This is a genomic window from Vibrio sp. 10N.247.310.17, assembly GCF_041466605.1.
GTDB classification, from domain to species: domain Bacteria; phylum Pseudomonadota; class Gammaproteobacteria; order Enterobacterales; family Vibrionaceae; genus Vibrio; species Vibrio tasmaniensis_A.
In genome coordinates this window covers 13,395-37,583 of record NZ_JBFSTC010000047.1, presented here as the reverse complement: position 1 = coordinate 37,583, position 24,189 = coordinate 13,395, and the positions used below count along the sequence as shown (strand labels likewise).

General features: G+C 43.5%; 21 protein-coding genes. 9 read left to right on the top strand and 12 right to left on the bottom strand.

Features of this window, described 5'->3' with window-relative positions:
• The 3 genes from AB6D80_RS14035 to AB6D80_RS14025 form a co-directional block, all read left to right on the top strand.
• Positions 1-731: hypothetical protein (locus AB6D80_RS14035; protein ID WP_372188831.1), on the top strand; the 731-nt coding region annotated here is incomplete at its 5' end.
• Positions 732-1,749: 1,018 nt separating this feature from the next.
• Entirely contained in the window at positions 1,750-2,406 is a 657-nt protein-coding gene (locus AB6D80_RS14030; RefSeq protein ID WP_048607150.1) for a 2OG-Fe dioxygenase family protein, read from the top strand.
• The gene (locus AB6D80_RS14025) at positions 2,390-3,625 is read left to right on the top strand and encodes a cysteine desulfurase-like protein (RefSeq protein WP_372188830.1); all 1,236 of its coding nucleotides are present in this window, start codon (positions 2,390-2,392) and stop codon (positions 3,623-3,625) included. The genes AB6D80_RS14030 and AB6D80_RS14025 overlap by 17 nt, the downstream gene beginning before the upstream one ends.
• Before the next feature lie 165 nt (positions 3,626-3,790).
• Here the strand turns inward: AB6D80_RS14025 and AB6D80_RS14020 are convergent, their stop codons facing one another.
• On the bottom strand, positions 3,791-4,462 hold the full coding sequence (locus tag AB6D80_RS14020) for a type 1 glutamine amidotransferase domain-containing protein (RefSeq protein WP_012603695.1): 672 nt from the start codon (positions 4,460-4,462) through the stop codon (positions 3,791-3,793).
• A gap of 218 nt (positions 4,463-4,680) precedes the next feature.
• On the opposite strand from AB6D80_RS14020, the gene AB6D80_RS14015 reads away from it, so the two are divergent.
• Together AB6D80_RS14015 and AB6D80_RS14010 are read left to right on the top strand one after the other, a co-directional pair.
• A complete protein-coding gene (locus AB6D80_RS14015; protein WP_372188828.1) occupies positions 4,681-5,565 on the top strand; it encodes a LysR family transcriptional regulator in 885 nt (294 codons plus the stop codon).
• A gap of 205 nt (positions 5,566-5,770) precedes the next feature.
• Positions 5,771-7,063, top strand: coding sequence for a diguanylate cyclase (locus tag AB6D80_RS14010; protein ID WP_372188826.1), 1,293 nt, complete (start codon positions 5,771-5,773; stop codon positions 7,061-7,063).
• A 132-nt stretch (positions 7,064-7,195) separates the two neighbouring features.
• On the opposite strand, the gene AB6D80_RS14005 is transcribed toward AB6D80_RS14010, so the two are convergent.
• Entirely contained in the window at positions 7,196-8,020 is an 825-nt protein-coding gene (locus AB6D80_RS14005; protein ID WP_372188825.1) for a DUF2797 domain-containing protein, read from the bottom strand.
• Between the two features lie 302 nt (positions 8,021-8,322).
• On the opposite strand from AB6D80_RS14005, the gene AB6D80_RS14000 reads away from it, so the two are divergent.
• Entirely contained in the window at positions 8,323-9,618 is a 1,296-nt protein-coding gene (locus AB6D80_RS14000) for a GGDEF domain-containing protein (protein WP_372188823.1), read from the top strand.
• Positions 9,619-9,742: 124 nt separating this feature from the next.
• A complete protein-coding gene (locus tag AB6D80_RS13995) occupies positions 9,743-10,093 on the top strand; it encodes a GlpM family protein (RefSeq protein ID WP_135443298.1) in 351 nt (116 codons plus the stop codon).
• A 275-nt stretch (positions 10,094-10,368) separates the two neighbouring features.
• On the opposite strand, the gene AB6D80_RS13990 is transcribed toward AB6D80_RS13995, so the two are convergent.
• The 3 genes from AB6D80_RS13990 to AB6D80_RS13980 all read right to left on the bottom strand — a co-directional run bounded on the left by AB6D80_RS13990 (position 10,369) and on the right by AB6D80_RS13980 (position 14,634).
• Positions 10,369-11,739 carry a DASS family sodium-coupled anion symporter gene (locus AB6D80_RS13990; RefSeq protein WP_009846474.1) on the bottom strand — a complete coding sequence of 457 codons (1,371 nt, stop codon included), beginning with the start codon at positions 11,737-11,739 and terminating at the stop codon, positions 10,369-10,371.
• Positions 11,740-11,937: 198 nt separating this feature from the next.
• Entirely contained in the window at positions 11,938-12,774 is an 837-nt protein-coding gene (locus AB6D80_RS13985) for an ElyC/SanA/YdcF family protein (RefSeq protein WP_372188821.1), read from the bottom strand.
• Positions 12,775-12,945: 171 nt separating this feature from the next.
• Entirely contained in the window at positions 12,946-14,634 is a 1,689-nt protein-coding gene (locus tag AB6D80_RS13980) for an NAD-dependent malic enzyme (protein ID WP_060982468.1), read from the bottom strand.
• Between the two features lie 183 nt (positions 14,635-14,817).
• Here AB6D80_RS13980 and AB6D80_RS13975 point away from each other — a divergent pair, with 183 nt between their 5' ends.
• Together AB6D80_RS13975 and AB6D80_RS13970 are read left to right on the top strand one after the other, a co-directional pair.
• Entirely contained in the window at positions 14,818-17,196 is a 2,379-nt protein-coding gene (locus tag AB6D80_RS13975; RefSeq protein ID WP_372188819.1) for a helicase-related protein, read from the top strand.
• A 203-nt stretch (positions 17,197-17,399) separates the two neighbouring features.
• The gene (locus AB6D80_RS13970; RefSeq protein WP_009846478.1) at positions 17,400-17,777 is read left to right on the top strand and encodes a hypothetical protein; all 378 of its coding nucleotides are present in this window, start codon (positions 17,400-17,402) and stop codon (positions 17,775-17,777) included.
• 160 nt (positions 17,778-17,937) lie between these two features.
• On the opposite strand, the gene AB6D80_RS13965 is transcribed toward AB6D80_RS13970, so the two are convergent.
• From AB6D80_RS13965 to AB6D80_RS13935, 7 genes are all read right to left on the bottom strand, one after another.
• The gene (locus AB6D80_RS13965; protein WP_372188817.1) at positions 17,938-19,041 is read right to left on the bottom strand and encodes a phosphoribosylaminoimidazolesuccinocarboxamide synthase; all 1,104 of its coding nucleotides are present in this window, start codon (positions 19,039-19,041) and stop codon (positions 17,938-17,940) included.
• 271 nt (positions 19,042-19,312) lie between these two features.
• The gene (locus AB6D80_RS13960) at positions 19,313-19,720 is read right to left on the bottom strand and encodes a SulA-like leucine-rich domain-containing protein (protein WP_009846480.1); all 408 of its coding nucleotides are present in this window, start codon (positions 19,718-19,720) and stop codon (positions 19,313-19,315) included.
• Positions 19,721-20,081: 361 nt separating this feature from the next.
• Positions 20,082-20,270: a hypothetical protein gene (locus tag AB6D80_RS13955; RefSeq protein WP_048659540.1), complete on the bottom strand. Its 189-nt coding sequence runs from the start codon at positions 20,268-20,270 to the stop codon at positions 20,082-20,084.
• A gap of 165 nt (positions 20,271-20,435) precedes the next feature.
• Positions 20,436-21,536 carry a hypothetical protein gene (locus AB6D80_RS13950; protein ID WP_371707511.1) on the bottom strand — a complete coding sequence of 367 codons (1,101 nt, stop codon included), beginning with the start codon at positions 21,534-21,536 and terminating at the stop codon, positions 20,436-20,438.
• A gap of 142 nt (positions 21,537-21,678) precedes the next feature.
• Positions 21,679-22,347: an OmpA family protein gene (locus AB6D80_RS13945; RefSeq protein ID WP_135380660.1), complete on the bottom strand. Its 669-nt coding sequence runs from the start codon at positions 22,345-22,347 to the stop codon at positions 21,679-21,681.
• A 105-nt stretch (positions 22,348-22,452) separates the two neighbouring features.
• A complete protein-coding gene (locus AB6D80_RS13940) occupies positions 22,453-23,142 on the bottom strand; it encodes a DUF2786 domain-containing protein (protein ID WP_371707512.1) in 690 nt (229 codons plus the stop codon).
• A gap of 220 nt (positions 23,143-23,362) precedes the next feature.
• A complete protein-coding gene (locus AB6D80_RS13935; RefSeq protein WP_371707513.1) occupies positions 23,363-24,046 on the bottom strand; it encodes a DUF3334 family protein in 684 nt (227 codons plus the stop codon).
• Positions 24,047-24,189: the final 143 nt, after the last annotated feature.

Genomic DNA, 24,189 nt, shown 5'->3' with positions numbered 1-24,189 from the left:
CTTTGAAAAACAATATGTCGCTTAATGCGGTGTCCAGTCTTACTGGAGCAGATCATATCAATAGTTCACCTACTTTAGGTGCATTAAGTACCGTTGGAATTGTGTCATGTTGTGAAAATTATTTTCGTCAAATCTTTAGTGAAATACTTAGCATCTGTAGTGATGCTCAAAAGAATGCGGCGTCACAAACAATCAATATGGGATCAGTAATTTGGCACCCCAATTCTGAAATGGCTAAAGGTGCTTTCGAACATACATCGTTAGCTGCATCGGAAAACATTTGTAAAACAAGTGATAAATATCTAGGTATAAAGCTTAAGTCGCTTGGGCTTGAAGCAATACTTGCAGAGTTCGATAAGATATGTGAATTACGGCATGGTATTGTTCACTCAAATAGGGTCTTAGCCGGTAAAAATGGGATAAAACTTAAGCTCGAGTCTTCGGCTAATCTTACTTTGATTGATGTGAAATTTGCAGAACTTCAGGAAATATTGGCGGTATGCCAAGCATTGATAATTTCGACAAATTCAACGCTATTTGGTGTCATGTGTGAGCGTTGGGCTAAGTCTTGGAGATCAAATCCGTCTTGGACTTCAAGTAAAGAAAATGAAAAATTTAAGCAAATTTGGTTCTTATTTCGTTCTAATATGGATTCATCTAATAGTTTAATTACACGAGATATTACTTGGATAAAATGTCGAAATGAAGTGAAGAAAGAGTTTAATGTTTAAACTTTTATCCTCTCAATTAATATTAAAGATGATAGAAGAGGCTGATACTTAGTCTTAAACTAGCCTCTTACCTCATAATCGAATTCATAACTTTCTCGAAGTTTAGACCAAGTTTTGACAGGTTTTGAACACTACGCACAGGTTTAACACTAGTCATTACGTCGAATTTCCCCCCCGTGATACAACACGGGGATTCACGACGAACAGCATTAGAAGAATGGATAACTTCTAGTAGTGCAAAGCCCATAAACAGGATGTGAATGAGTAAAAGGTCTATCCAAAAAAGCATAAAAGTATTGGCGAAGAACATCAAACATTTGTGAACATCTACTGATGCTCTGGGCAGTCAAAAATACTAAGTAAACTACCTTACGTAATATTCCATTTCAAGCAATCCACATAAACTGCATCATCAATTCGAATTAGGTGTACACCGTTTAAATCTGAGTGTTTTCGAGACTGAAAGATCAGTGAAGTCTTAGTCTTTAAAGGAAGCTAATTGACTTGGGGCGGCCGAGTTCCCCCCGAACTCGACCTGTTCCAGACGCGCAAGCAAAGGCGTTTGGTTTCTGGCTTACTGATAAATTAACCAATTTCAGTTTGTTGTGTAAATAATCAATAGTTTGGCAACTGATAGGTAGATCGTATTTCGATGTGCAAATCATAGAAATGAATGATGGCAACCGTGGTGCCTGAGTTCATGCAAGGAGGCTGGCGTATTGAAGTGAAAGGGCCGACACAATATGAAACTTGTCTTTCTAGTTAATAATATCGTTATTATTTAAATTTTAGGTATTTATAACTGGCTAGTGGAGTGTGCTAGTTTTAAGAGTTGGTCATCTTTTATTCTGGTGTTATACACTGCTTTTTATTTCTAGACTGGATTTAGTGTCTGAATTATTAAATCTGACGGGATAAATGATTGTTTAATGTTGATTTGGCAAGATCTTCAAGTATCCTTTATGTAAATAAAACGTTAAATATCGAAAGTTAATTAACAATCATTAAGGAGTCGATGATGTTACATGCTCACGAAAATACCCTACATATTACCCACCTCAGTAACCATGCAGTTAAGGAGTTGTCACCTTCATTCTCTAAGCTACCAAGCACAGAGCATGCAGATGGCCAGTTCCGATTGAGAAGGTACTCAGTGGTTGAATTCAGTAATGGACAAGTCGTTGAGCTAGACAAACATAACTTTGTTCAGTCTGAAGACATTAATCACTTTCAAGGTGACGTTGTTCGTCAGTTCGAGCCGATTGAAGCACAAATCCTAAGCAGCGAAGGCATGCAAGAGATGTGTGAACTGTTTATTGAAACCAACGGGCTTGAAGACGGACAAGAAATCGAAATCCATCAAATCCGCATTGCCGCTATTTTTGAAGAAACTCAGGTTGCACCAGAAGGTGTTCACCAAGACGGCTTCGACCACATCGCGATCATTGGTGTTACTCGTCACAACATCGTTGGTGGTGAAGTGATGCTTTATCAAGATAGCCACGAAGCACCGTTCTTCAGAAAAGTGTTAGGCGATGGCGAAGTGGCAATGCTTGCTGATAGTAAGCTTTGGCACAATGCACAACCGATTCGTACCATAGACCATGGCGAGATGGGCTACATGGATGTGTTTGTATTAACGGCTAAGGATGCGCGCAATGTCCTTCACTCTTAATGATGTGCGCCAACAGTTTAGCGCGTTAGGCCAATATCATAATGGCAAGCCAGTCACTTTTTTTGATGGGCCGGGTGGCTCTCAGGTGCCTGAGAATGTTTTAGCATCAATGACCGAATACTTAGGGCATTTCAATTCAAACCTAGGCGGCCACTATTTTTCTAGCCAAAAGACCACAAGTTTAATGCAGCAAGCGCGAGAAGCGGCACAAGCACTGCTTAATGCGGAATCTTCTGGCAACGTTGTGTTCGGCGCGAACATGACATCGCTGACCTTCCAACTTAGCCGAGCGATCAGCCGCGATTGGAAAGAGGGTGATGAAGTTATCGTCACTGCGTTAGACCATTACTCAAATGTATCGAGTTGGCAGCAAGCGGCAGACGACAAAGGCGCTATCGTTCGCCAAGTTCGCGTAGACGAGTCGGATTGCAGTTTAGATATGGCGCACTTTGAATCGCTGCTTAACGAGAAAACCAAGCTTGTCGCGGTGACGTTTGCTTCAAACACGACAGGCTCGATTGTTGACATGGCGAAAGTTATCGAGCTTGCACATCAATATGGCGCTCAGGTTTATGTCGATGCCGTGCATTACGCGCCACACCATTTGGTCGATGTTCAGCAATTGAATTGTGATTTCTTAGCGTGTTCAGCGTATAAGTTCTTCGGCCCGCATGTTGGCATTGCTTATGTTGCGCCTCAATGGTTACACACTTTAAAGCCTTACAAAGTAGAGCCTGCAACCAATATCGGCCCAGGTCGATTTGAGACAGGTACGCAAAGCTTCGAAGGCCTTGCCGGTGTGATTGCGGCGGTGGATTACTTGGCACAATTAGGTGATCCCGCCGATTCATTGCGTTCTCGTTTAGAGCAAAGTTACGCGCTGTATAATAAGCATGAAAGCCAACTCAGTGAGTACTTCCTTAAACGCTTATCCGACCTTGAAGGAGCAAAGCTTTACGGAAAAACCGAGTTTGATTCGAATCTAAGAACTCCAACGTTTGCGGTTACTTTTGATGATCACTCTCCAGAGTTCATCGCTAAGAAGTTGGGCGAGCATAATATCTGCGTTTGGAATGGTCACTTTTACGCATTAGGACTGGTGAAGCAGTTGGGTATTGAAGAGCAGGGCGTGGTGCGTATTGGTTGTATGCATTATAACTCGATTGATGAGATCGACTTGTTGTTCAATGTGCTTGAAGGGATCTTGCGAAGCCACTAGCACTTAATAGCTATAGAATTAGAAAAGAGCATGCTTCTCTCAAGAATATTGAGTAGGAAGTATGCTCTTTTTTGTTTGATTGAGCTTATATCTGTTTAACGGCAGTTATTCTATTAGGACGGTTACTAAGACTAAAACCGTTACTCGATTAAGTTTCTGATTTAACTAAGACAGTTGCTTAACTAGAGCTGCACCTACTGCGTGAGCACTGGTTGGGTTTTGGCCGGTAATCACTCGCTCATCAACAATTACAAGCTCATGCCAAGGTTGAACCTTGTTGAAACGCGCAGCGCTGCGAGCAAGAGACTCTTCCAGTAAAAATGGAATGTCATTGATGGTGCCAAAATCGATCTCTTCTTCACGAGTAAAGCCAGTCACTGATTTAGAGCTTAGTAGCTTCTCGCCATTGCTTAGAACAATCGGAAGTAATGCAGCTGGGCCGTGACATACTGATGCGATCACACCACCATCTTCATAATGTTTAGCAGCAATCGTTGCGAATTGCTCGTCGGTTGCTAAGTCAGAAAGTAGGCCGAATCCACCTGGGTAGAAGATAGCATCGTAGCTTTCAACGTTAACTTGGCTTACAGGAATCGTGTTGTTGATGCGGTTCTGGAAGTCATCGTCAGCCAAGATCTCTGCGTTTACTGAATCACCTTCAATATCGGTTCCATACAGTGGACCTTTACCACCCTTGATAGACGCGATGTCGTACTCGAAACCCGCAGCAATGATCTCTTTCAGTGCATGAGTCAGTTCTGGAGCGTATGTACCGTTCGCTTGATCTGTATCGCCTAGTGTTGCGTGGTTAGTTACTGGGATTAGTATTTTTTTCATGATTCGTTCCTTTGAGCACGTTTGTTTGGTTTCAGTGTCGTGGCTTTTATTTAGAAAACCAAAGCTTTCAATTTAGATACCGCTGTTTCGTTACCTGTAATACTAGTAGTAAACCATTTGAGTGATAATATGCTGTGTAGGCAAAACATTATTGCTATATAGCAATAGTGGATGTGGATTAGTCGTATGTGAACTCGTTAGATGTAAACAGGTGAAGTATGGATAGCTTTGAAGGTATTAATGAATTTGTGGCGGTTGCGGAGTGTCACGGCTTTTCTGCAGCAGCAAAACAGCTGGGTTGCAGTACCAGCCATGTCAGCCGCCAAGTATCGAGATTAGAAGAGCGGGTAGGTGTGGCTTTACTCGCTCGATCCACTCGTATGGTGAGTTTGACCGAGTCTGGGCATACCTATTATCAGCAATGCAAAGATCTGGTTATTGGGCTGCAACAGGCGAATGAACAAGTCACGTCTCAACAAGCTCAGCTGAGCGGTACTTTGCGTGTGAGTGCAGCAGGTGCGTTTGCCGAGAATCATGTTGCCGCGGCGCTGATGGAACTTGCCAAAGACCACCCTGATCTCACCATCGAAATGAATTTCAACACCAACATGGTTAACTTCATCGAAGATGGTATCGACTTCTCGATTCGTTATGGTCGGTTAGATGATTCTGGTTTGGTGGCAAGGAAGCTGGTAGATCGCCCGATGGCAGCGGCCGCGAGTCAGAACTACATCGATCAGTTTGGTTCTCCTACACAGCCTGAACAGTTGAAGTTGCACAGCTGCATTATCGCCAACAGTGATCAGTGGCTATTTGAGAAAGAGGGCAAGCCGTTAAATGCAGTGCGAGTGCATGGGCGCTGGCGCAGTAACAATTCGAGCGCAGTACTGAAAGCATGCGAAGAGGGGCTTGGTGTTGTTTACCTTCCCAAAAGCAGTTTCAATGGCGGTCTGACTAATGGAAAGCTTGTCCCGGTGCTTGAAGAGTATTGGGGAGCGGGAACCAGCAGTTGGGTCGTATATCAAAACCGTCGTTTTTTACCCCAGAGAGCACGGTTAGCGATCGACTTCTTAGTTTCTTATTTTTCCGATTGGAATGAATAACCGAATAGATAATGCTTACATAGCTATACAATATCCTTCTTGTTTTTTGACGTGCGTAACAAGAAGGTGGTATTTGTCTACTTTTGATGACTTACGCTTACGATTGAGTTGTAGAGAAGCCTAAAGCAGTACGATATACTAGATATCATATTAATGTCCCTAGCGCGTGATAGATTGTGTGGAAGCGTTGGCAGGATGTGTTGTTATGCTTCGGCTTATGAAGTGTAGCGAGAATGCGGAGTTGGCAATGTCTTCAATAAATTTCGAATCCACGTACGGTGTAATAACGATTCAAGATATGAATGTAGTGAGTGTTGACGCTAACTATGCTCGCATCTATGGATACCAATCACCGGAAGAACTACTTTCTGATATCGATAGCTTTCTAGATCTCATCTCAGAAGAGTACCATGTTTTAGCCTATCAAAATTACCTTGAAACGGTCAGTGGTCAACGAGACCCTCAGGTTCACACCTATACCAATATTGATCGCAACGGCAGAGAGTTCACCGTGTTTTCTATCGATCATGTGACGGAGTGGCAGGGAAGACCTGCACTGCAAGTCACGGTTATCGATCTTTCCCCTGCGATTCAGCTGCAAAATGCAGTGCGTGAGCAAGATAAGATGTATCACGACATGATCATGCAATCAGGGCAGGGCATCTTGGTGCACCGAGATTTCAAACCGTTGATGGTCAATCAATCCTGGGTAAAACTGCAAGGTGGATCTTCCATAGAGCAAGTCTTAGCATTGGATTCGATTCTTGACTTAGTGCCACAGCAGAATAGCGACGGCATCTATAAACACTATCAAGCGATCGTGTCGGGTGAGTTGTCGGGAACCAGTACCGTGGTTGAAAACATTGGCTTTGACGGTGTTCATCGCTTCTTTAATATTTACGATAATGCGATTACTTGGAAAGGTCAGCGGGCCGTTCAAGTGGTACTCGAAGATGTGACTCAAAAGGTGATGTTGGAGAAGCAGTTGGTTCACCAAGCGAATTACGATGAAATGACGGATCTGCTTAATCGTAGGGCGATTTATGAATGGTTAAGAGAGCACATGTTCTCTAAAAACTACCTTGTCTGTATGCTACTAGATATCGATGACTTCAAGTCGATCAATGACACTTATGGTCATATGGTAGGTGATGAGGTAATTTGTGCTTTAGCTAGCATAACCAAGCGTAATGCCGAGAAAGTTGGTGGAGTAGCAGGCCGTTGGGGTGGTGAAGAGTTCATTATATTTATCCCGAATACGCCTCTTGAAACACCTCTCGAAGTTTCAGAAGATATTCGCCAACAGTTCAATCAAGTCGAGTTCAAAGTGGGTGAACAAATTCGTTTTAACTCTAGCGTAAGTATCGGAATCAGCGATAGCCGAGCGTGTGAAGACGGTGTCACTATTGACGCACTCGTGAATTTAACCGACCAATCTCTATATCGCGCGAAAGCCAATGGCAAGAATTGTGTAGACGGAGATGTGATTGCGCTTTAACGCCTAAAACCGTCATCGAAAGCGAATAGAATCGACAACAAAAAATGCCCTCAAGTCATCACTTGAGGGCATTTTAGTTTTTGGCTATTAACTGAACGCCTCTAACTATGAGAAACGCTTAAGTTCTATAAATTAGGCAGACACTTCTACTTCGTAAGAGCCAAATTTACGGATGTTAATCACACCAGTATCCAAGATAAGGTATTGGCCTTTAATGCCTTGAAGTACGCCCGTCACTTCAGGGTTCTTATCAAAGTTGTGCGATACAATTTTCACTGGGTGCTGTTCAACTGGGTAGCTCAATGAAGTAATGCTCTCACTGAGCACCTCGATAGCATCATCACCAAACTTCGCTCTGATCTCTTGGATTTTATCTTCAACCAGTGGCAATAGTTCTTTGGCTTTTTCAACCAACTCCATATCGTCGCCGTCACCTTTAAGCAGTGTGCGCCAGTTGGTTTTGTCAGCAATGTGCTTCGCTAATTCGACTTCAATAAGACCAGAAATCTGACGCGTTTTTACCTTCAAAATAGGTAGGCCTTGAGTGGCACCTTGATCAATCCAGCGAGTTGGAATCTGAGTATAGCGAGTGATTCCTACCTTAAGGCTTGATGTGTTCGACAGGTAAACGAAGTGATCGACGAAGCAATTTTCTTCACCCCATTGAGGCTCACGACAAGTGCCTTGTTCGTAGTGGCAAGTCTCAGGCTTCATGATGCACATGTCGCAGCTTGCTAGCTTTTTCATGCACACAAAGCAGTGGCCTTGAGAGTAGCTTTTCTTAGTTTTCTTACCACACGAACAACAAAAAATATTACCAGTGTGGGTAAGGTTGATGGTTTTTCCAATCAGAGGGTTTAGCTCTACAAACTCTTCCCCTACAGGTAAACGGTAGGTAACCGCACCATCAAGGGAAGCACTCATTTTTCTGAGTGTTCCTTTTGCTAATAAAGACATGACATTACTCGTTGTATTTTGATTATTATTTCGTCGACTCGAACGCCTTGTAAGCAGTCGCTGCGGTTAACGATGATTATGCGATGAGTATAACAAATAGAGCCCCTATTTATACGCAATATTACTTGATTCATGCAGTGAATAATTGACTGGAAATACGTCATCTAAATTATAGTATGACATTTTGTTAAGGTGTGATATAACGTTTTTAAGTCAATTGTTAGTATGCAATCTAATGATTAATTTTGCTTGTTTATATCGTCAAATCCCAACTATAGGGACCAAAAGCCGGAAGCTTAGATGTGAAGTGGATTCATAAAATTGTTATCTTTCTAGTTATCGCAACACTTGCCATTGTGCAGTATTACCAGGTAAGTGGAAATCGTGTGATAACAACAATTACTCCTGAACAATATGAATTTATCGCGACCAGCGATCAAGTTGATAGAGGAGTCAGTACCTCCCAATTATCCTATGAAAATGGGCAGTATATTCTCGATTGTGAGCTTAAAAAATCCGAATATCCGTGGCCTTACTGTGGGCTATCGATTCGTATTAGCCCAGATATAACCACTGGTCTTGACCTTTCGCAGTACCACACCTTTAGAGTCAATATTGATTACCATGCGAAGGCTGATTCTAGTGGTCGTCTGAGAACTTACCTACGCAACTATAATCCTGCTTATTCGGTGCCTGATGACGAATATACACATAAGTATAACGGGATGGAGTTTTCTCCAGGAATCGATGGTGGTGTGATCGAGATTCCGATCAAAAACTTGCAAGTCATGACGTGGTGGTTAGCGGATAACGAGATTGCGTTAGAGCATTCAGCCCCCGAGTTTTCAAATGTGAACATGGTTGAGTTTGCTACTGCTTCTGGTGCTAAATTAGGTCACCATCGGATAATTATTCGAAGTATTGAGTTTGAGGGTTCGTATATTTCGGCTGAAAGCCTGTTCCTGATCTTGCTGTTTATCTGGGTGGGTACCGGCACTGTGTTCCTGCTTTCAGAATTACACCGCTCAAGAAAACGTATGGCGATCGCTGAAAAAAGACATCATCACTTAAAGAACGTCAATCGGGCATTGAGAGAGCAAAACTTTGAGTTCTCTGAAAGGGCTCATCGTGACGAATTGACTGGGATACTTAACCGACACGCGATTCGTGATTGGTTGAAAATGCAGTCGCAACAGGTGAAGCAAGGCCACGGCAAGTTAAGTATGATCTACCTGGACATTGACTACTTTAAAAGTGTGAATGACAAATACGGACACCAGATGGGTGATCATATCTTGCGTGAATTCAGTATGGTGGTTGGCAGTTCTATCAGTGCGACGGACAAACTTGTACGTTGGGGTGGAGAAGAGTTTATTGTTTTTTGCCCTGAAACCGAAGCTGGCGAAGCGCAGAGAAAGGCAGAGAAAATCCGACTTTTGGTTAGCCAACATCTTTGGATTCATGGGGATTCTCTCACTTGCAGTATCGGCATTGCCGAGATGAAGCAAGAGCGGGTGACAGAGACCATTGCCCGCGCTGATGAAGCCTTATATCAAGCGAAGCATTCAGGGCGAAATCAGGTGGTCTTGAGCCACTAATCTATAATTTGGTTTGATAACTTAATAAGCCACACGTGCATATGTGACGTGTGGCATTTTTATGGGCGCTATATGAGTTTACTCTCTAGTGCCTTTGTTGATTTGCTTGGATAACGTATAAAAAATGATTTCATTGTTCTTTAAATGCCTGCTTGGTGCGGCGGCTGTTTTGTTGATTGCGCTGCTGTCGAAAAGTAAAAGCTTTTACATCGCAGGTTTAGTGCCGTTGTTTCCAACTTTTGCTCTGATTGCTCACTACATTGTTGGCACGGAACAAACCATGGTGGAGTTACGTACCACAGCGTTGTTTGGTCTGTTTTCGCTTGTGCCGTACGCCGCTTATCTCGGCGCAGTGTACGTGTTCAGTTATCGCTATAACTTGGTATCGACACTCTCGTTAGCGACCTTAGTGTGGGTACTGTGTGCTTCGATGCTGCTGTTAGGTTGGACTCGTTTGGTGCCAAGTTTGGCGTGAAAGCTAGATCTTAGAACGGCAATGAGTGCTTGGTGGCAAGTTGATACAAAAAAGGTGGCGCGGGGCCACCAAAAGGGAAAAGCGTTTCTTGTTTTTAGATGCCCGTTTGGCTGATCTTGCTAGTTAAATTGATCTTGCTAGTTAAACGGATCTTGTTAGCTGAGCGGGCATTTTTGTACTGGTTGAGCCGGGGGAAGCTGCAACCAGATTTTTTTTGAGAAGGGGCATTCCTATAAGCACTTGTCTATAAACATACGTCTATAGGACATTAGTGTTTACCAGAAAATCCAAGCGAACAGAGTCAGAACTAGGATACAAACTAGGTTCAACACCATACCGACTCGCATCATTTCTTTTTGTTTGATATGACCAGAGCCAAATACAATCGCATTAGGTGGTGTCGCGACTGGTAGCATGAAGGCACAAGATGCGGCAATCGCAATCAGTGCAGATAAGATAACAGGTGACATACCCAGCGCTTCAGCAATGGTTGCAAATACAGGGACAAGCAATGCCGCACTCGCTGTGTTACTCGCAAACTCCGTTAGGAATACCACGAAGGCTACTACGGCTAGAATCGTAAGAAGTATACCTGCTGTTTCTAAAAATCCGCTTAGTGAGTGTGCTAGGAATACGCTGGTTCCGGTCGCTTTCAGAATGTTACTTAAACAGATACCACCACCGAACAGGATAAGTACACCCCAATCCGTTGTCTTCTCAACGTCTTTCCATTCCACGGCTCTAGAAGCGCCAAGCAGTACAATGGCGCCAATCGCTACCAAACTATCAAACTTAGAGAACCCGCCAATCATTGCGTTGATCGGCTTGCCGAATATCCAAAGCGTTACGGTTAAAAGGAAGATAGACAGTGTGATTTTCTTGCTGTTTGTCCACTCGACAGGTGCATGGTCTAACTCGAATTTGTGGTCAAGTTTTGGCTTAGTCATCACGTACAAAATAATCATCGTGATTGGCAGTAAGATCATCGAGATAGGTAGCCCAAGTGCCATCCATTCTGTGAAGCTTAAGCCAACTTCTGCCGCAGCAATGGCGTTTGGTGGGCTACCAACTAAAGTTGCGATACCACCGATTGAAGCACAGTAAGCGATACCCAATAGCACGAACACGTAGGTGTTTCGGTCTTCACTTTGGTCGACTTTGTTCATGATACCAAGAACAAGAGGGAGCATCATTGCTGTGGTGGCGGTGTTTGAGATCCACATGGATAAACCCGCACTCACACCGAACAACATGAACACGGCTACCGACATTCTGCCTTTTGCTATGAGCAATACTTTGTCAGCTATCGCTTTATCCAACTCTTGCTTGTTCAGTGCGGCTGCCAACGCGAATCCGCCCATGAATAAGAATATGATGGGATTCGAAAAGTTAGCCAGTGCTGCGGGCGTGTTGAATACACCAAACAAGACAGCCAATAGGGGAACGAGCAAAGCGGTGATGCTGACGTGGATAGCTTCTGTTAACCATAGAATGGCAACGAACACGAGAATACTTAAACCCGTATTCACTTGCGCTTCGAATGGCAGGGAATTGAGCAAAACTGCAAATAGCGTGAAATTACCAATTAATATCATGCTGTTGCGGGTAAACAACCAGTGTTTCAGTGTAGTAACAAGTGCCGTCATAAGACGCTCCTTTTGTTTATCCTCGTTTTATTGGTGCACGACTTCGTTGAGCGGTGCTTATTATTTTCGAGGTATATAGACTTGATGTAGGGTCAGACTTTGTTGGGAGAATGTTACTCAAGTTAATAAAGGAGTGTTGGTGTGTTTTTGCTTAACAATGGGGAAGTGTGAGGCAACAAATTCAAAATGTGTAGTTTTCTACACATCGGTCTCTGCTGGTTCTAAAATAGGGCTTACTGAAGGAGTTGCAATCGGATTTTCAGTAGGGTTTGCTGTGGGGTCTGCTATAGGGTTTGCATTGGGGTCAGCAATAGGGCTAGGAATCGGCAATGATTCTGGTTTTGGACTGGGTTGGATCGGCTCTTTAGGGCCAAGGAATTTTGGCGTAGTACCAATAATATACAGATCAAGAAACGCTTTGGTACGTGCAAATACTTCACGTAAACGTATTGAGGTTCCTGAATGATGGGTTGGTCCTGAAACCGCCAAACACTGCGCATTAATATCATAAGAGTTAGCGATAAATAGCGCTCTTTCACAGTGGAACTTCTGAGTGATGATTAGGAAGTTATCGGTATCGAATATCTTTTTGGCGCGAACAATCGAATCTAGGGTTCTGAACCCCGCATAATCTAGATTGATGCGTTCATCGGGGACGCCCGCTTTTAACAAGTCGCGTTTCATCGTCCACGGTTCATTGTAAGAGCGATGAGCGTTATCGCCACTCAGTAGAAATTGGTCTACCTTTTCACGATCGAACAGCTCAATTGCCGCTTCGATTCGGTGCTTATAATAGTCGTTGAGTGTTCTACCTAAATATTTGCTTGTGCCAAGCACAACGGCGACCTCAAGCTCGGGCACTTCATCTATATCGTAGATGATGCGATCTTCTGCTTGCCATGAAACCCAATAATCGATCGCAATAACCGCAGCGCTGCCTATTAAGAACACGAGGAAAGCGCCAAACAGAAAACCTTGCAGTTTTTTGTAAGCTTTTAATAAGTGGCTACGGAAAATGTGAGAATCAAATTTCACTCTCGGTATGGTCCTTTGACTGAGCAATAATTTTTGAGTGCTCGATAATACCAAATAAAAATGAGAAAAATCAGTTAAAAAGACAAGACAGTGTAAAGAAAAAAGCCCCCGCAGTTGCAGAGGCTCTTGTAAGAGTAGTTAACGCTCTTTATTCCAAGCGCAGCACGTTTATTAGAATGCAGTACGCTTGTAGCGACGGTAAACCGGCTGCCAGAAGTGCTGGTCAATCGCTTGTTGTAGTGCTTCTTCAGTGATCTCTAGAGCAACACCTTGCTCAATCGCTTTTTTACCAACGGCAAAAGCAATCTTTTTAGATACGGTGTGGATCTCTTCCAATGGTGGAAGTAGAGCACCTGAGCCATTGATAGCAAGTGGGGAGCACGTTGCAAGTGCTCGGCTTGATTCCATTAGCATTTCGTCAGTGATGCGTGAAGCATTCACAGCCAATACACCAAGGCCAATACCTGGGAAGATGTAGCTGTTATTACACTGAGCGATTGGGTAAGTGGTGCCGTTGTGAACCACTGGCTCAAACGGGCTACCTGTCGCAACAAGCGCTTGGCCGTCAGTCCAACGAATAATGTCATTTGGTGTTGCTTCAACACGGCTTGTTGGGTTTGACAGTGGGAACACGATAGGGCGTTCGCAGTGTAGGTTCATCTCTTTGATGACTTCTTTGCTGAACAGACCCGGAGCACCAGACACACCAACCAATACGGTTGGTTTCGCGTGGCGAACAACGTCAAGTAGAGAGAAACCAGTGCCGTCGCTTTCCCAGTCTTTGGTGTTTTCGTTGGTTTGAACCAGACGCTGTTGGAAATCAAGCAGATTTTGCATGCCTTCCTGTAGCAAGCCCCAACGGTCAACCATGTAAACTTGAGAGCGAGCTTGTGCATCGCTGATACCTTCAGACACCATTTGAGCAATGATAGCTTCAGCAATACCACAACCTGCTGAACCCGCACCTAAGAAGGTGATACGTTGATCTGACAGTTTGCTGTTCGCTGCTTTACATGCTGCAAGTAGAGAACCAACCGTTACGGCAGCTGTACCTTGGATGTCATCGTTGAAACAACAGATGCGATCTTTGTAGCGCTCAAGCAGTGGCATTGCGTTCTTTTGTGCGAAATCTTCGAACTGAACTAATGCATCAGGCCAACGGCGTTGAACCGCTTGGATGAACTCTTCAACGAATGCATCGTAGTCAGCACCCGTAATACGAGGATGGCGCCAGCCCATGTACATAGGGTCAGCAAGACGTTGAGGGTTGTTGGTACCCACATCGAGCACGATTGGTAGCATGTAAGCTGGGCTAATACCACCACAAGCTGTGTACAGTGCTAGCTTACCAATTGGAATACCCATACCACCGATGCCTTGGTCTCCCAAACCAAGAATACGCTCACCATCCGTAACCACGATAACTTTAACGTTGTGGTTTGTCGCATTATTCAGTAGATCATCGATACGATCGCGGTTCGGGTATGAGATAAACAGACCACGGCCACGACGGTAAATATTTGAGAAGTTCTCACATGCTGCGCCAACCGTTGGCGTGTAAATGATAGGCATCATTTCAGAGATGTGGTTTTGAACTAAACGATAAAAAAGCGTTTCATTAGTGTCTTGGATGTTACGAAGGTAGATATGCTTATCCATATCACTTTCGAAGTTACAATATTGTTTGTATGCACGTCCTACTTGCTCTTGGATTGTTTCGGTTGTTTCCGGTAACAAACCTTCAAGGTTGAAAGAACTGCGCTCTTCAGCAGAGAATGCGCTGCCTTTGTTTAGAAGAGGTGTACTTAGTAGAGCAGGACCAGCATAAGGGATATATAGAGGGCGTTTATCGTTGTTCATTAGATGCCTAATATGGGAGAAAGGGTAACTGAAAAATGATAACGGTTTAGTTATTCAATTGTAAATAGTTTCTCCGTGATCTGAGCAAACAAAATGATATTCTTACCTCTGTCCCACACTTATCGAATTTCAACACGATAATTCGTTATACTTTGCTCACACTTTTTCGCGACTCGCCATTTTATGTCATTACTTCCCATCGATGCTTATCAAAACGTATTCCACGAACAAATCGCTAATTCTCACCTTGTCGTAGAAGCGGAAACCGGATCGGGTAAATCTACGCGCCTGCCACTTTGGGCTTCTCAACATGGGCGAGTGCTGGTGGTGGAGCCAAGACGCATCGCGTGTACATCACTGGCTAAGTATCTCGCACAGCTATCGGGCGAGAAGCTTGGTAGCAAAGTGGGCTATGCGATTAAGCTTGAATCAGAATACAACGAGCAAACTGACGTTGTTTTTGTGACGCCCGGTATTGCGCTACGTTGGTTATCAGAAGATGGATTGGCTAACTTTGATGTGATCGTGGTGGATGAATTTCACGAGAGACGCTGGGACATTGATCTGCTGGTGGCGATTCTGAAACAAAAGGAGAGTCATCGTTTGGTGATCACTTCAGCAACCATTGAGGGTGAGCGCCTTGCTCAGTATTTGGATGCGAATCGAATAAGCTGTGAAGGGCGAACTTATCAAGTTGAGATTGAGCACCGAGCGAACGAATCCAGAACTCTGCCTGATATCCGACATCTAGAGCAGCGCATTGCGGAAGAAGTGAATCATCAGTTGATCGCTTCTTCTGGCGATATGTTGGTTTTTCTGCCGGGTAAAAAAGAGATCGTGCAATGCGAACAAGCCTTAGTGAAAAATCCAGATATCCAAGTCGTTAAATTGCATGCGTCAGTCAGTGATAAAGAGCGAGATTTAGCGTTATCGGGTCGTAATATTAATACTGAAGGTAATGGTTTGAGAAAGGTCATCCTTGCGACCAACGTTGCAGAAACCTCATTAACCATTCCTGACATTGGCGTGGTGATAGATTCAGGGCTTGAGAGACGCACCGTTCAGCGTAATGGCAGAACCACACTGATGCTTAAATCCATATCACGAGCGAGTGCCAAACAGCGAGCTGGCCGCGCGGGTAGGGTAATGGATGGCGTTTGTGTGCGTCTATATGGAGAGCATGCGGCGTTAGAGTTAGTCACACCGCCTGAATTGCAGCGTGAAGAACTGACCGAGCCTATGTTGGCCGCGGCATGTTGTGGTGCTCCGTTTGAGAGCTTGTCTTTCCTTGATCCTATTCCTGAGAAGTCATTAAACAGCGCGACTCAAACCTTGCTGACGATGAAGGCGATTAATAGCGACCATCAAGTTACCGAGCATGGTAAAAAGCTGTATCCGCTGCCGATTGATGCTTTGTATGCCGATATCGTTACTCGAATCAAAACCAAAGCATTAAAAGAAGCGATGGTCGATCTCACAGCGGCGCTGTCCGTTCCTGCTCGCTTGTATCAGTTACCAAACAATGCAGAACACCTAGAAGCGCTCGCGCAACAAGAGAAGGAAGGGTGTGATTTAAGCCTGTTGATTCAGATTGTGCGTGGTCGAGAATATCCGCATTTAGACATCGACCAGCAAGCACTGAATGAAGCCCAAGGTTTGGCGAAGCAAATGCGGGAGGTGTTTGAGCTACCTCAGCTAGAAGTCGCGTCACGTTTCCAACGCATTGAACTGCTCAAGACCATTGTGAATCTGCATCCTGAACTGGTGTTTGTGCGCCGACTTAAAAGGAAAGAAGCGTTTGCCAATGGAGCGTTAGAGGTGGTACTCGGTCGTCAGAACCGTTTCCCTGATAATGCACGAGCGATGTTGGTGTTGGATACTCACAGCTTGCCGGGAAGAGGTGTTAAGCAGACACTAACCCTAGCGACGGTCACGGCACCTATTCCTTTGGATCTTATGATTGAAGCGGAGATGGGAGAGTGGCAACAAGGTGAAACCGTGGTCAATGATGATGGCGTTTTTACTGAGATGACATTGGTGTACGCTGGCCGTACGATCACGACCAAGCTCGTGGCAGCGGAAGGGCAACTATCGTTAAAGCCGATCGTCGATCTTGTATCGAATGGGGTTCAACTTCCCGGTTTTGCACAAGCTCGCACTCAACAAATCAAACATTGGCAGCTGTATGTGAAACTCGGTCTCGATGAACAAACCCAATACACACCAGAAATTGAGAACATTAACTTTGAGCTATGGTTAATAGAGCAGCTTGAAGTGTTAGGTGTCACTGATGTGAGCGAATTGGAAATGTTCGACCATGCAGATATTCCATTCGATGGTATCCCGACTTGGCTCTATTCAGAGTTTTCGGAAAAGTACCCGTTTGCATTGAGCCTTGCCGACTTGCAACTCGAAGTCGAATACCTGCCGGCACGCAAGCTGATTTACGTTCACTATCAATCGGGCAGTCGAAAGTTATCGCCAAAACGTTGGGAGCTCCCTACATGGTCTGGCTGGCGTATCCAGTACAAAAAAGCGAGTCGGATAATTGATATCAAATAGATGGATTAGTTTTATCTCTAAAATATTAATCAAATAGGCGCATATATGTTTTTTCAGTACTTATTTTGTTACAAGTTTGATTTTTATATGCCTTTTTAACCAATCAAAAGGTCATAAAAGACTATTCTTCTATATCCTATTGCTATAACGAAAGAGTTGATAGATATTGAGTATATTGTGTTGTCAAAGTGTCGGGGGACATCATGGATAAACAGACAGAGACGCGTGTAGAGTTTGATTACACAACATTTCTTGGCGCCTCATGCAGTAAAAAATGGACTTTTCTGGAAGCACTAACCACGATTGCGCCAGTATTTAGTACCGTCTGGCGAGATAGCATTAAAGAGCTAGCCAGCCCTGAAGATCGTTTATGGCAGATGGCATTGAAATCGATGTCGACGCGTAAAAGTGATGAGTCAAACATTGTTACCTTACTCAAGCTAGCCAAGCTAGAGGGGATCAATGAACTCAAAGTTGCTATGCCATATTCTCTTGAAGAAGAGCAGATCGAGTACATTGAATCGCGCAGTCATTTGGTGATTGCCGAGAATACTGGAGAAGAGTTTACTATTAAGCTTTAATCTATCAGTATTGCTTAGAGCTTAGAGCTTAGAGCTTAGAGCTTAGGAGCGAGCTCAAAGAATATTAAAAATCGCACACGAAAAAGGGCCTCAATAATGATGAGGCCCTTTTAGTATCTGGAACTTGTGTTTACGAGCTTACTCGCTTTCTAGAATGCAATCAGTCAACTAGACCATAGTCAGCACGCAATACATCGATGATCTCTTGCTTAGGATTCTCACTCAGTACGATTTCCGCACCTGTAATCTTCGCCGCGATATCAAGATAAGTACGTGACAGAGACATCAATGAATCCAATGGAAGTTCATTGTCACGAGCTAACGCTTCACGCTCTGGCATACGCTCTTTGTTCAAAAGAATGTCCGTATCAGGGAAGTAGTTAAGCAGGAACTGGCGGAAACCTTCTTTTGAATTCTCAACGATGTTACCGTTATTGTATTCCTGAGTATCCCAAATGCGAGATGAATCTGGAGTACCGACTTCATCCATGTAGATAAGCTTTTCTTTGCCTTGAGCATCGTTCACGTAGCCGAACTCAAATTTCGTATCGACAAAGGTTTGATCGACTTTTGCTAGTGCTTGGCTAATTACGTTGAAGCCTTCTTTTAGAAGTTTCTCGTAATGCGCAATGTCACTTGCTTGAGTAAAGTTGAACGCTGCGAAGTTATCTTCGATGTTGTTACGTGTGATGTTCACATCATCAGCTTCTGGAACGCCAGGAATACCTTTCAAAATCCCTTTTGTAGAAGGTGTGATCAGTAGCTCAGGCAATTTCTTGTCTTTCTCAAGGCCTTCTGGCATCTCGATACCACAGAATTCGCGTTCGCCGTTTGCGTATGCACGCCACATTGAACCTGTGATGTATTGACGACAAATCGCTTCGATCATGACTGGGCGAGCTTTTTGTACAATCCATACGAACGGGTGAGGGATATCAAGAATATGACTGTCAGCGAGGCCGTTGTCTTTAAACAATTTGAACCAGTGGTTAGAGATAGCATTCAGAGCCGCTCCTTTACCTGGAACACCTTTTAGATTCCCTTCACCACGCCAGATACAATCAAATGCAGAGATACGGTCACTGATCACCATGATTGCTAAAGGCGCATCTGGTGCTACATCGTAGCCTTTCTCTTTAATTAGTCGTTGGCTATCTTCTTCAGTTAACCAGTAGACCGAACGAACCTTGCCACTGTGGACAGGTTTATCAGTACGGATTGGTAGGTCATCATTTACGGCAAGAACTTGATCAGCAAGGCTCATTTAGACATTCCTATCTTTTATCAAACGTCATACAGAGAAGTGCGGTGTGCACATGATTAGACGGGCATTATACCCAATCTACTATTTGCTTCCAGAGAAAAAGCAAACGATTGCTAAATCTATTGTTTAAATAAAAACCCCCGCCTAACAATCCGCTAAAAAATTGGCGAATTGTAGGGCAGGGGAAGGCAGTATATTTGGACTGTGTTTTGGAGCCATGCTGTCAAGTTAACTTAAGTTTGCTAGCCAAAATGTTATTAAGTAAGGTGGTCTAGTGAATACGCTCTGAATTGGCATCAATAAAGAAGACTTCGCACTGAAAGCGCATTCCTAATGTTCTTAGGTATTGCTGACTGAATTGATCAATCGAAGCACTCGCAACAATCGCGCTCGCATTCTTAGATCGAATGGCTTTCTCGACGGTTTCTACTTCTGTCATTTGATTAGAGGCTTTCATGTGAATAACACGATCACAGCAAACATTATGTTGCTGCAGTTGTTTAGCCGATGGTCTTGGTGTTTGAGCCGTAAACAGTAACCACTGATGTTGATTGGACAGCAACGCCATTTTGGCAAACAACGCTTCTTCGTTTGAACTTTTTGTGTCACGAGAGACGGATGTAAATGCGCAGTGAGTTAGCGGGCTAGAGTGTTGTGCTTTAACGTGTGCTGGAATCATTTTGCTGTCCTTATATACATGCTGTATGTGTATACAGTAGTTTTTGTTGCTTATAAGATCAAGCGTTTTTTGAGGGATTATTGGACGATCTTGCTTGGGTATGGAGGTGGCTTTTATTTAAGTAATTGAAAATATTATAAAAATTAAATTTGAATGAATTTGTTGTTTTGTCTCATAAGTTGAAGAAATGTGAGCTTTATACAGGTGTACACAGTGGTTTTGACAGAAAAGTACTGTATACACCTGTGTAGAAGATAAGAAGATAAGAAGATAAGAAGATAAGAAGATAAGAAGATAAGAAGATAAATCTCAGATACAAAAAAAGCGCCTTAGGCGCTTTCTTATATTTCAACGGTGTTGCTTATCTCAATGTCGCTTGGGAGAGTTTTGCTCTCATTTCCATTTCACCAATATTGAACTGGCGAACATCAATGGTGGCCATATCATTGCACTCTTGACATGCATGATGACACTTACCATCTAGGTAGTCGTGCTTTTTAACTAGGCTTGGCTTTTTGCACCAATCACAAACGCCTTCTATTGTGAACATATTCTCTCCTCACCTGTTTAAGTCAGGTGTATTTTCGGCGCAAATTATGACACAAGTAAGACTCATTAGTTAATAGTTTGTTACCTGTTTTTGAGAGGGGGATCGATTGCAGTACTAATAAAATCGATATCTTTGCGACTTTGGAAATCGAGTTTGCTTGGTTGTTTACGTTTTTGTAACACTCTTAAGGATGGTTTTTAGCGAATTGTTCAAACGTTTCATCTCTTCGTCACACCCGTAACCATCTGGGTGGTAGATTTTGGATAGCTGTTTATATCGAATTTTAATGCTTTTTTGATTCGGAATTGAGCTAGGTGTATACCCAAATAGAGCGCAGGCTACTTGTAAATTGTTCAGGCTGTTGTCATTTTTCTGTTTTTTTAACTCATGGAACATCGTGTGCAGCTGACGTTTCTGCTGCTTAATAGTGAAGTCCTTCGAGCTAAGCTGTGCTTCAAGTGTCTGCTTTTGTTGCCCCAATTCCCCCGATTTTAGAGCGTGTCTTCTTTTTGATATCACCAGAGTCATGATAATGCTGACAATTGAAATCAACACGGCTAAGGCTGTGCCAATTAGATAGTCTGAATACGTTAGGTTAGAACGTGTTACCTGCTCTCTAGAGGGCAGATAAGAAGGGGAGCTACTTGCTCGCTCTGGATTAGATAGCCTCTGATTCGTGCTGCTTTCAGCAATGACGTTGTCATTGAGCTTCTCAATCGAAGAGATCTGCTTGGCACGTTGCTGGTTGAATTGCGCTTCCAGAATACGGCTATAGCCATCTTCGGCTGTTGGATTGTTTTTTAAGGCCGCTTCATACCATAGCTGTGCTTCATCTAATGGTTTTAGGAGTTCTTCCTCAAGTGAGGATTCGTAGAGCTTTGCGACTTCGATAGGCGCGCGTTGGTTACCTTGTAAGGCTGATTTAATAAACCATTCTAAAGCTAGCTTGTTGCTTTGCTCTACACCTGATCCTGCCAAGTACCATTCACCCAGCCTAAATTGCGCATCTGCATTGCCGTTTTCTGCGGATTGCGAGTACCAATAAAATGCATCGTTGGTGCTCAAAGGGACATCATTACCTGATTCATAAGCTTGAGCTAGTTGGTATTGAGAAACTGGATCTTGAGGTTGAGATTCTATCGAGAATGCAACGTTGCTTTCTGCATGAACGATGTGTGCAGTAGAGAACTGTATTGTAGAAAAGATGAGGGTGAAAAATAGAGTTCTAAGAAGTGATGATGACAGAAAGTTGGATAGGATAAACAATAGATAAGTCTCGTTAAAAAGCCCAGAGTCGGTATATCAGTATGAATATGGCTCGTCGTGTGACTTTGAACAAGCCACACGACGATAAGCAACTATATAGAGGTTAATTCAATAGATAAAGACGAACTGGGCTTTAATCGTGCTACTTAAGCGGCAAGATTTGAATTTCTACGCGACGGTTACAAGCGCGACCTTGAGAGGTGTTGTTGTCACACAGAGGGTAACGTTCACCGTTACCACGAGCAATGGCACGGCCTGCAGCAACGTCTTGAGAGATCAAGAATGCACGAACCGATTCAGCACGACGCTCAGAAAGAACTTGGTTAGAAGACTCGCTGCCTGTGCTGTCAGTGTGACCTTCGATCACTAGGCTAGTGTCTGGGTATTCAACTAAGATGCGCGCAACGCCGCGAAGTGTTTTGTGGATGCTTGATTCTAAAGCGTAAGAACCAGAATCGAAGCCAATGCCGTTCTCTAGGCGAAGTAGAAGTTGGTTCTCACCAACACGCTCTACTTGAACGCCTGAGTTCATGAGTTCTTCACGAAGTGCAGCTTCTTGCTGGTCAAAGTAGTAACCGATACCACCGCCAACTGCGGCGCCACCTGCTGCGCCGATGAGTGCACGCTTACGACGGTCTTTAGAGTCGTCACCCGTAGCTGCACCAGCAACAGCGCCGGCGATTGCACCAAGTAAAGCGCCTTGAGTTGCGGAATTAGTCTCAGATTCGCCGGTTGTCGCGTTTTGGCGTTGTGTCGCTTGACAGCCCGTTAGAGCAACAGTGAGTGCCAGGGCTAGTGTGATTTTTTTCAACGTATTTCTCCATCATGTACTTCTGTCAAACGCATGAATTACGAAAGACAACAATAAGTCCTATTGGTGGTTTTTATCAATACGCTGAAGCAATGTAAAGTGGCTCTATGATTTAGTTATCTTTTTAACGGCTTGAGTTCCGCCAACTGGTCGATTTACAGACAGTTTTCGACCTTTCTTCAAACCAACTTCATAGTCTGCTGTGAGGTTTTTCATCGCTTCTCTGAGTTGTTGTTTGAACGTTTCACGGTCAATATTTTCAAATTCTTTATCAATGTAGTTATTGATTTTGTTGTTTGACTCGTCGTCTGGGGTAATAACAGGCAGTTTTTCAAGCGCACCTTCTACCCAACCCGAAACGTAAGAGTTTACGCGACGTGTTACTTCTAGTGTCCCTGTTCCCGAGCCCGCAAAACTGTTTCTGAATTGGCCAGTGTGCTCATTCAGTTCGCGATAAATAATATCGAACGCAAAAGCCGCGAAGATAGCGCGATCGGCTTCACCAATGAATTCAACGCGCTTAAGGCCTTTGTGATTCAGTAACACGGCTTCTACGCCAAACTTGGTGTTAATACCACGAATAACACGCAGCAGTGTAGAGCTGATATTTGCAGGTAACAGGTGACTGGATTGAGTTTTTCCCATCTTGATAAATTCAATATCGTCCTTTTCGAGACCATATTTTAGCATCAAGTTATGCGCCATTTTTATCGCATTGGCAGCTTCATTGACGTTCGCAGAGTTTCCAAGCTCAAGACACTTGGCAATTTTCTTTAGGGCTTTTTTCTTATCCATCGACAACTTAATCATTACCGCAAATTTTTAAAAGTCCAACATTTTACATGTTTTGGCGAGTAACAGCAAAGTCAAAAGTCATTTGTAGGAATGTGGTGAACGATTATGGAAGATAAGGATATAGGAAGGAAGTAGCGACTCCCGGACAAAACAAAACGCCATCAAGAGGATTGATGGCGTTAGTGACACGATTTTTAGGAAGTGCTAGAGCTTTCGCAAACTAGATTCCAAGTTCATCGAGTAAATCAGCTGCAGAATTGTTGCCTGAACTTTGCTCTGGCTGCTTTGGTTCTTGCATTTTTTTCTGAGTCGCTTCAAGAATGCTGTCTGGACATTCGTCTTCAGCGATTTCGAATTCTTCCAATTGGATGAATTCTGTTTTGTCCATTGCAAGCTCAAGGTAGAAAATGTTGTTGTCGGCAGTAGAGAAAGTAACACGACGAGCTTGCGGGCGATCTAAGTTAGTATCAACAGAAAGGTTCACTTGCTTGTTCAGTGCCAGCATTTTCGGTTGGTTTTGTGTGATGTTAGTTTGCAGTTCTTTACGGATTTTGTTGGTAAAGTCGCCAACCAACTGGTTCATCAACTCACCTAATACATCACCTACTTCGTCTGAAGTATGAAGTACAGCGAGTTCGTCTTCAGGCATGCCCATATTACGCATGTAATTTGTGTAGATCTCTAGCGCTGCTTTCGACGTAAAATTGATCACAACAAGACCTGAAAACCCGCCGTCGAACAAGACGAAACAACCAAAATCTGGCTTAAGACTTGTCTTGTTGATCTTTTGAACCATGGCTGAGTAGGACACCTGTGAAGCCGTCGCTGAAGTAAGTACGTTTGAGACTGATTGGCATAGCTTAAGAAGAATATCTTCAGTTGTGACTGTTTTGCTTTTTTTCATTGTTATTTGCTCATGGAGATGTCGTAAAAAAGTTATCTACTATCTTACTACTGAATTAAGACGAAAGTGACTATTTCTCCATTCTTGCACCGAGATTCTTATTTGATCACCTTTTTATATGATCTTAATAGTAGTAAAGTGAC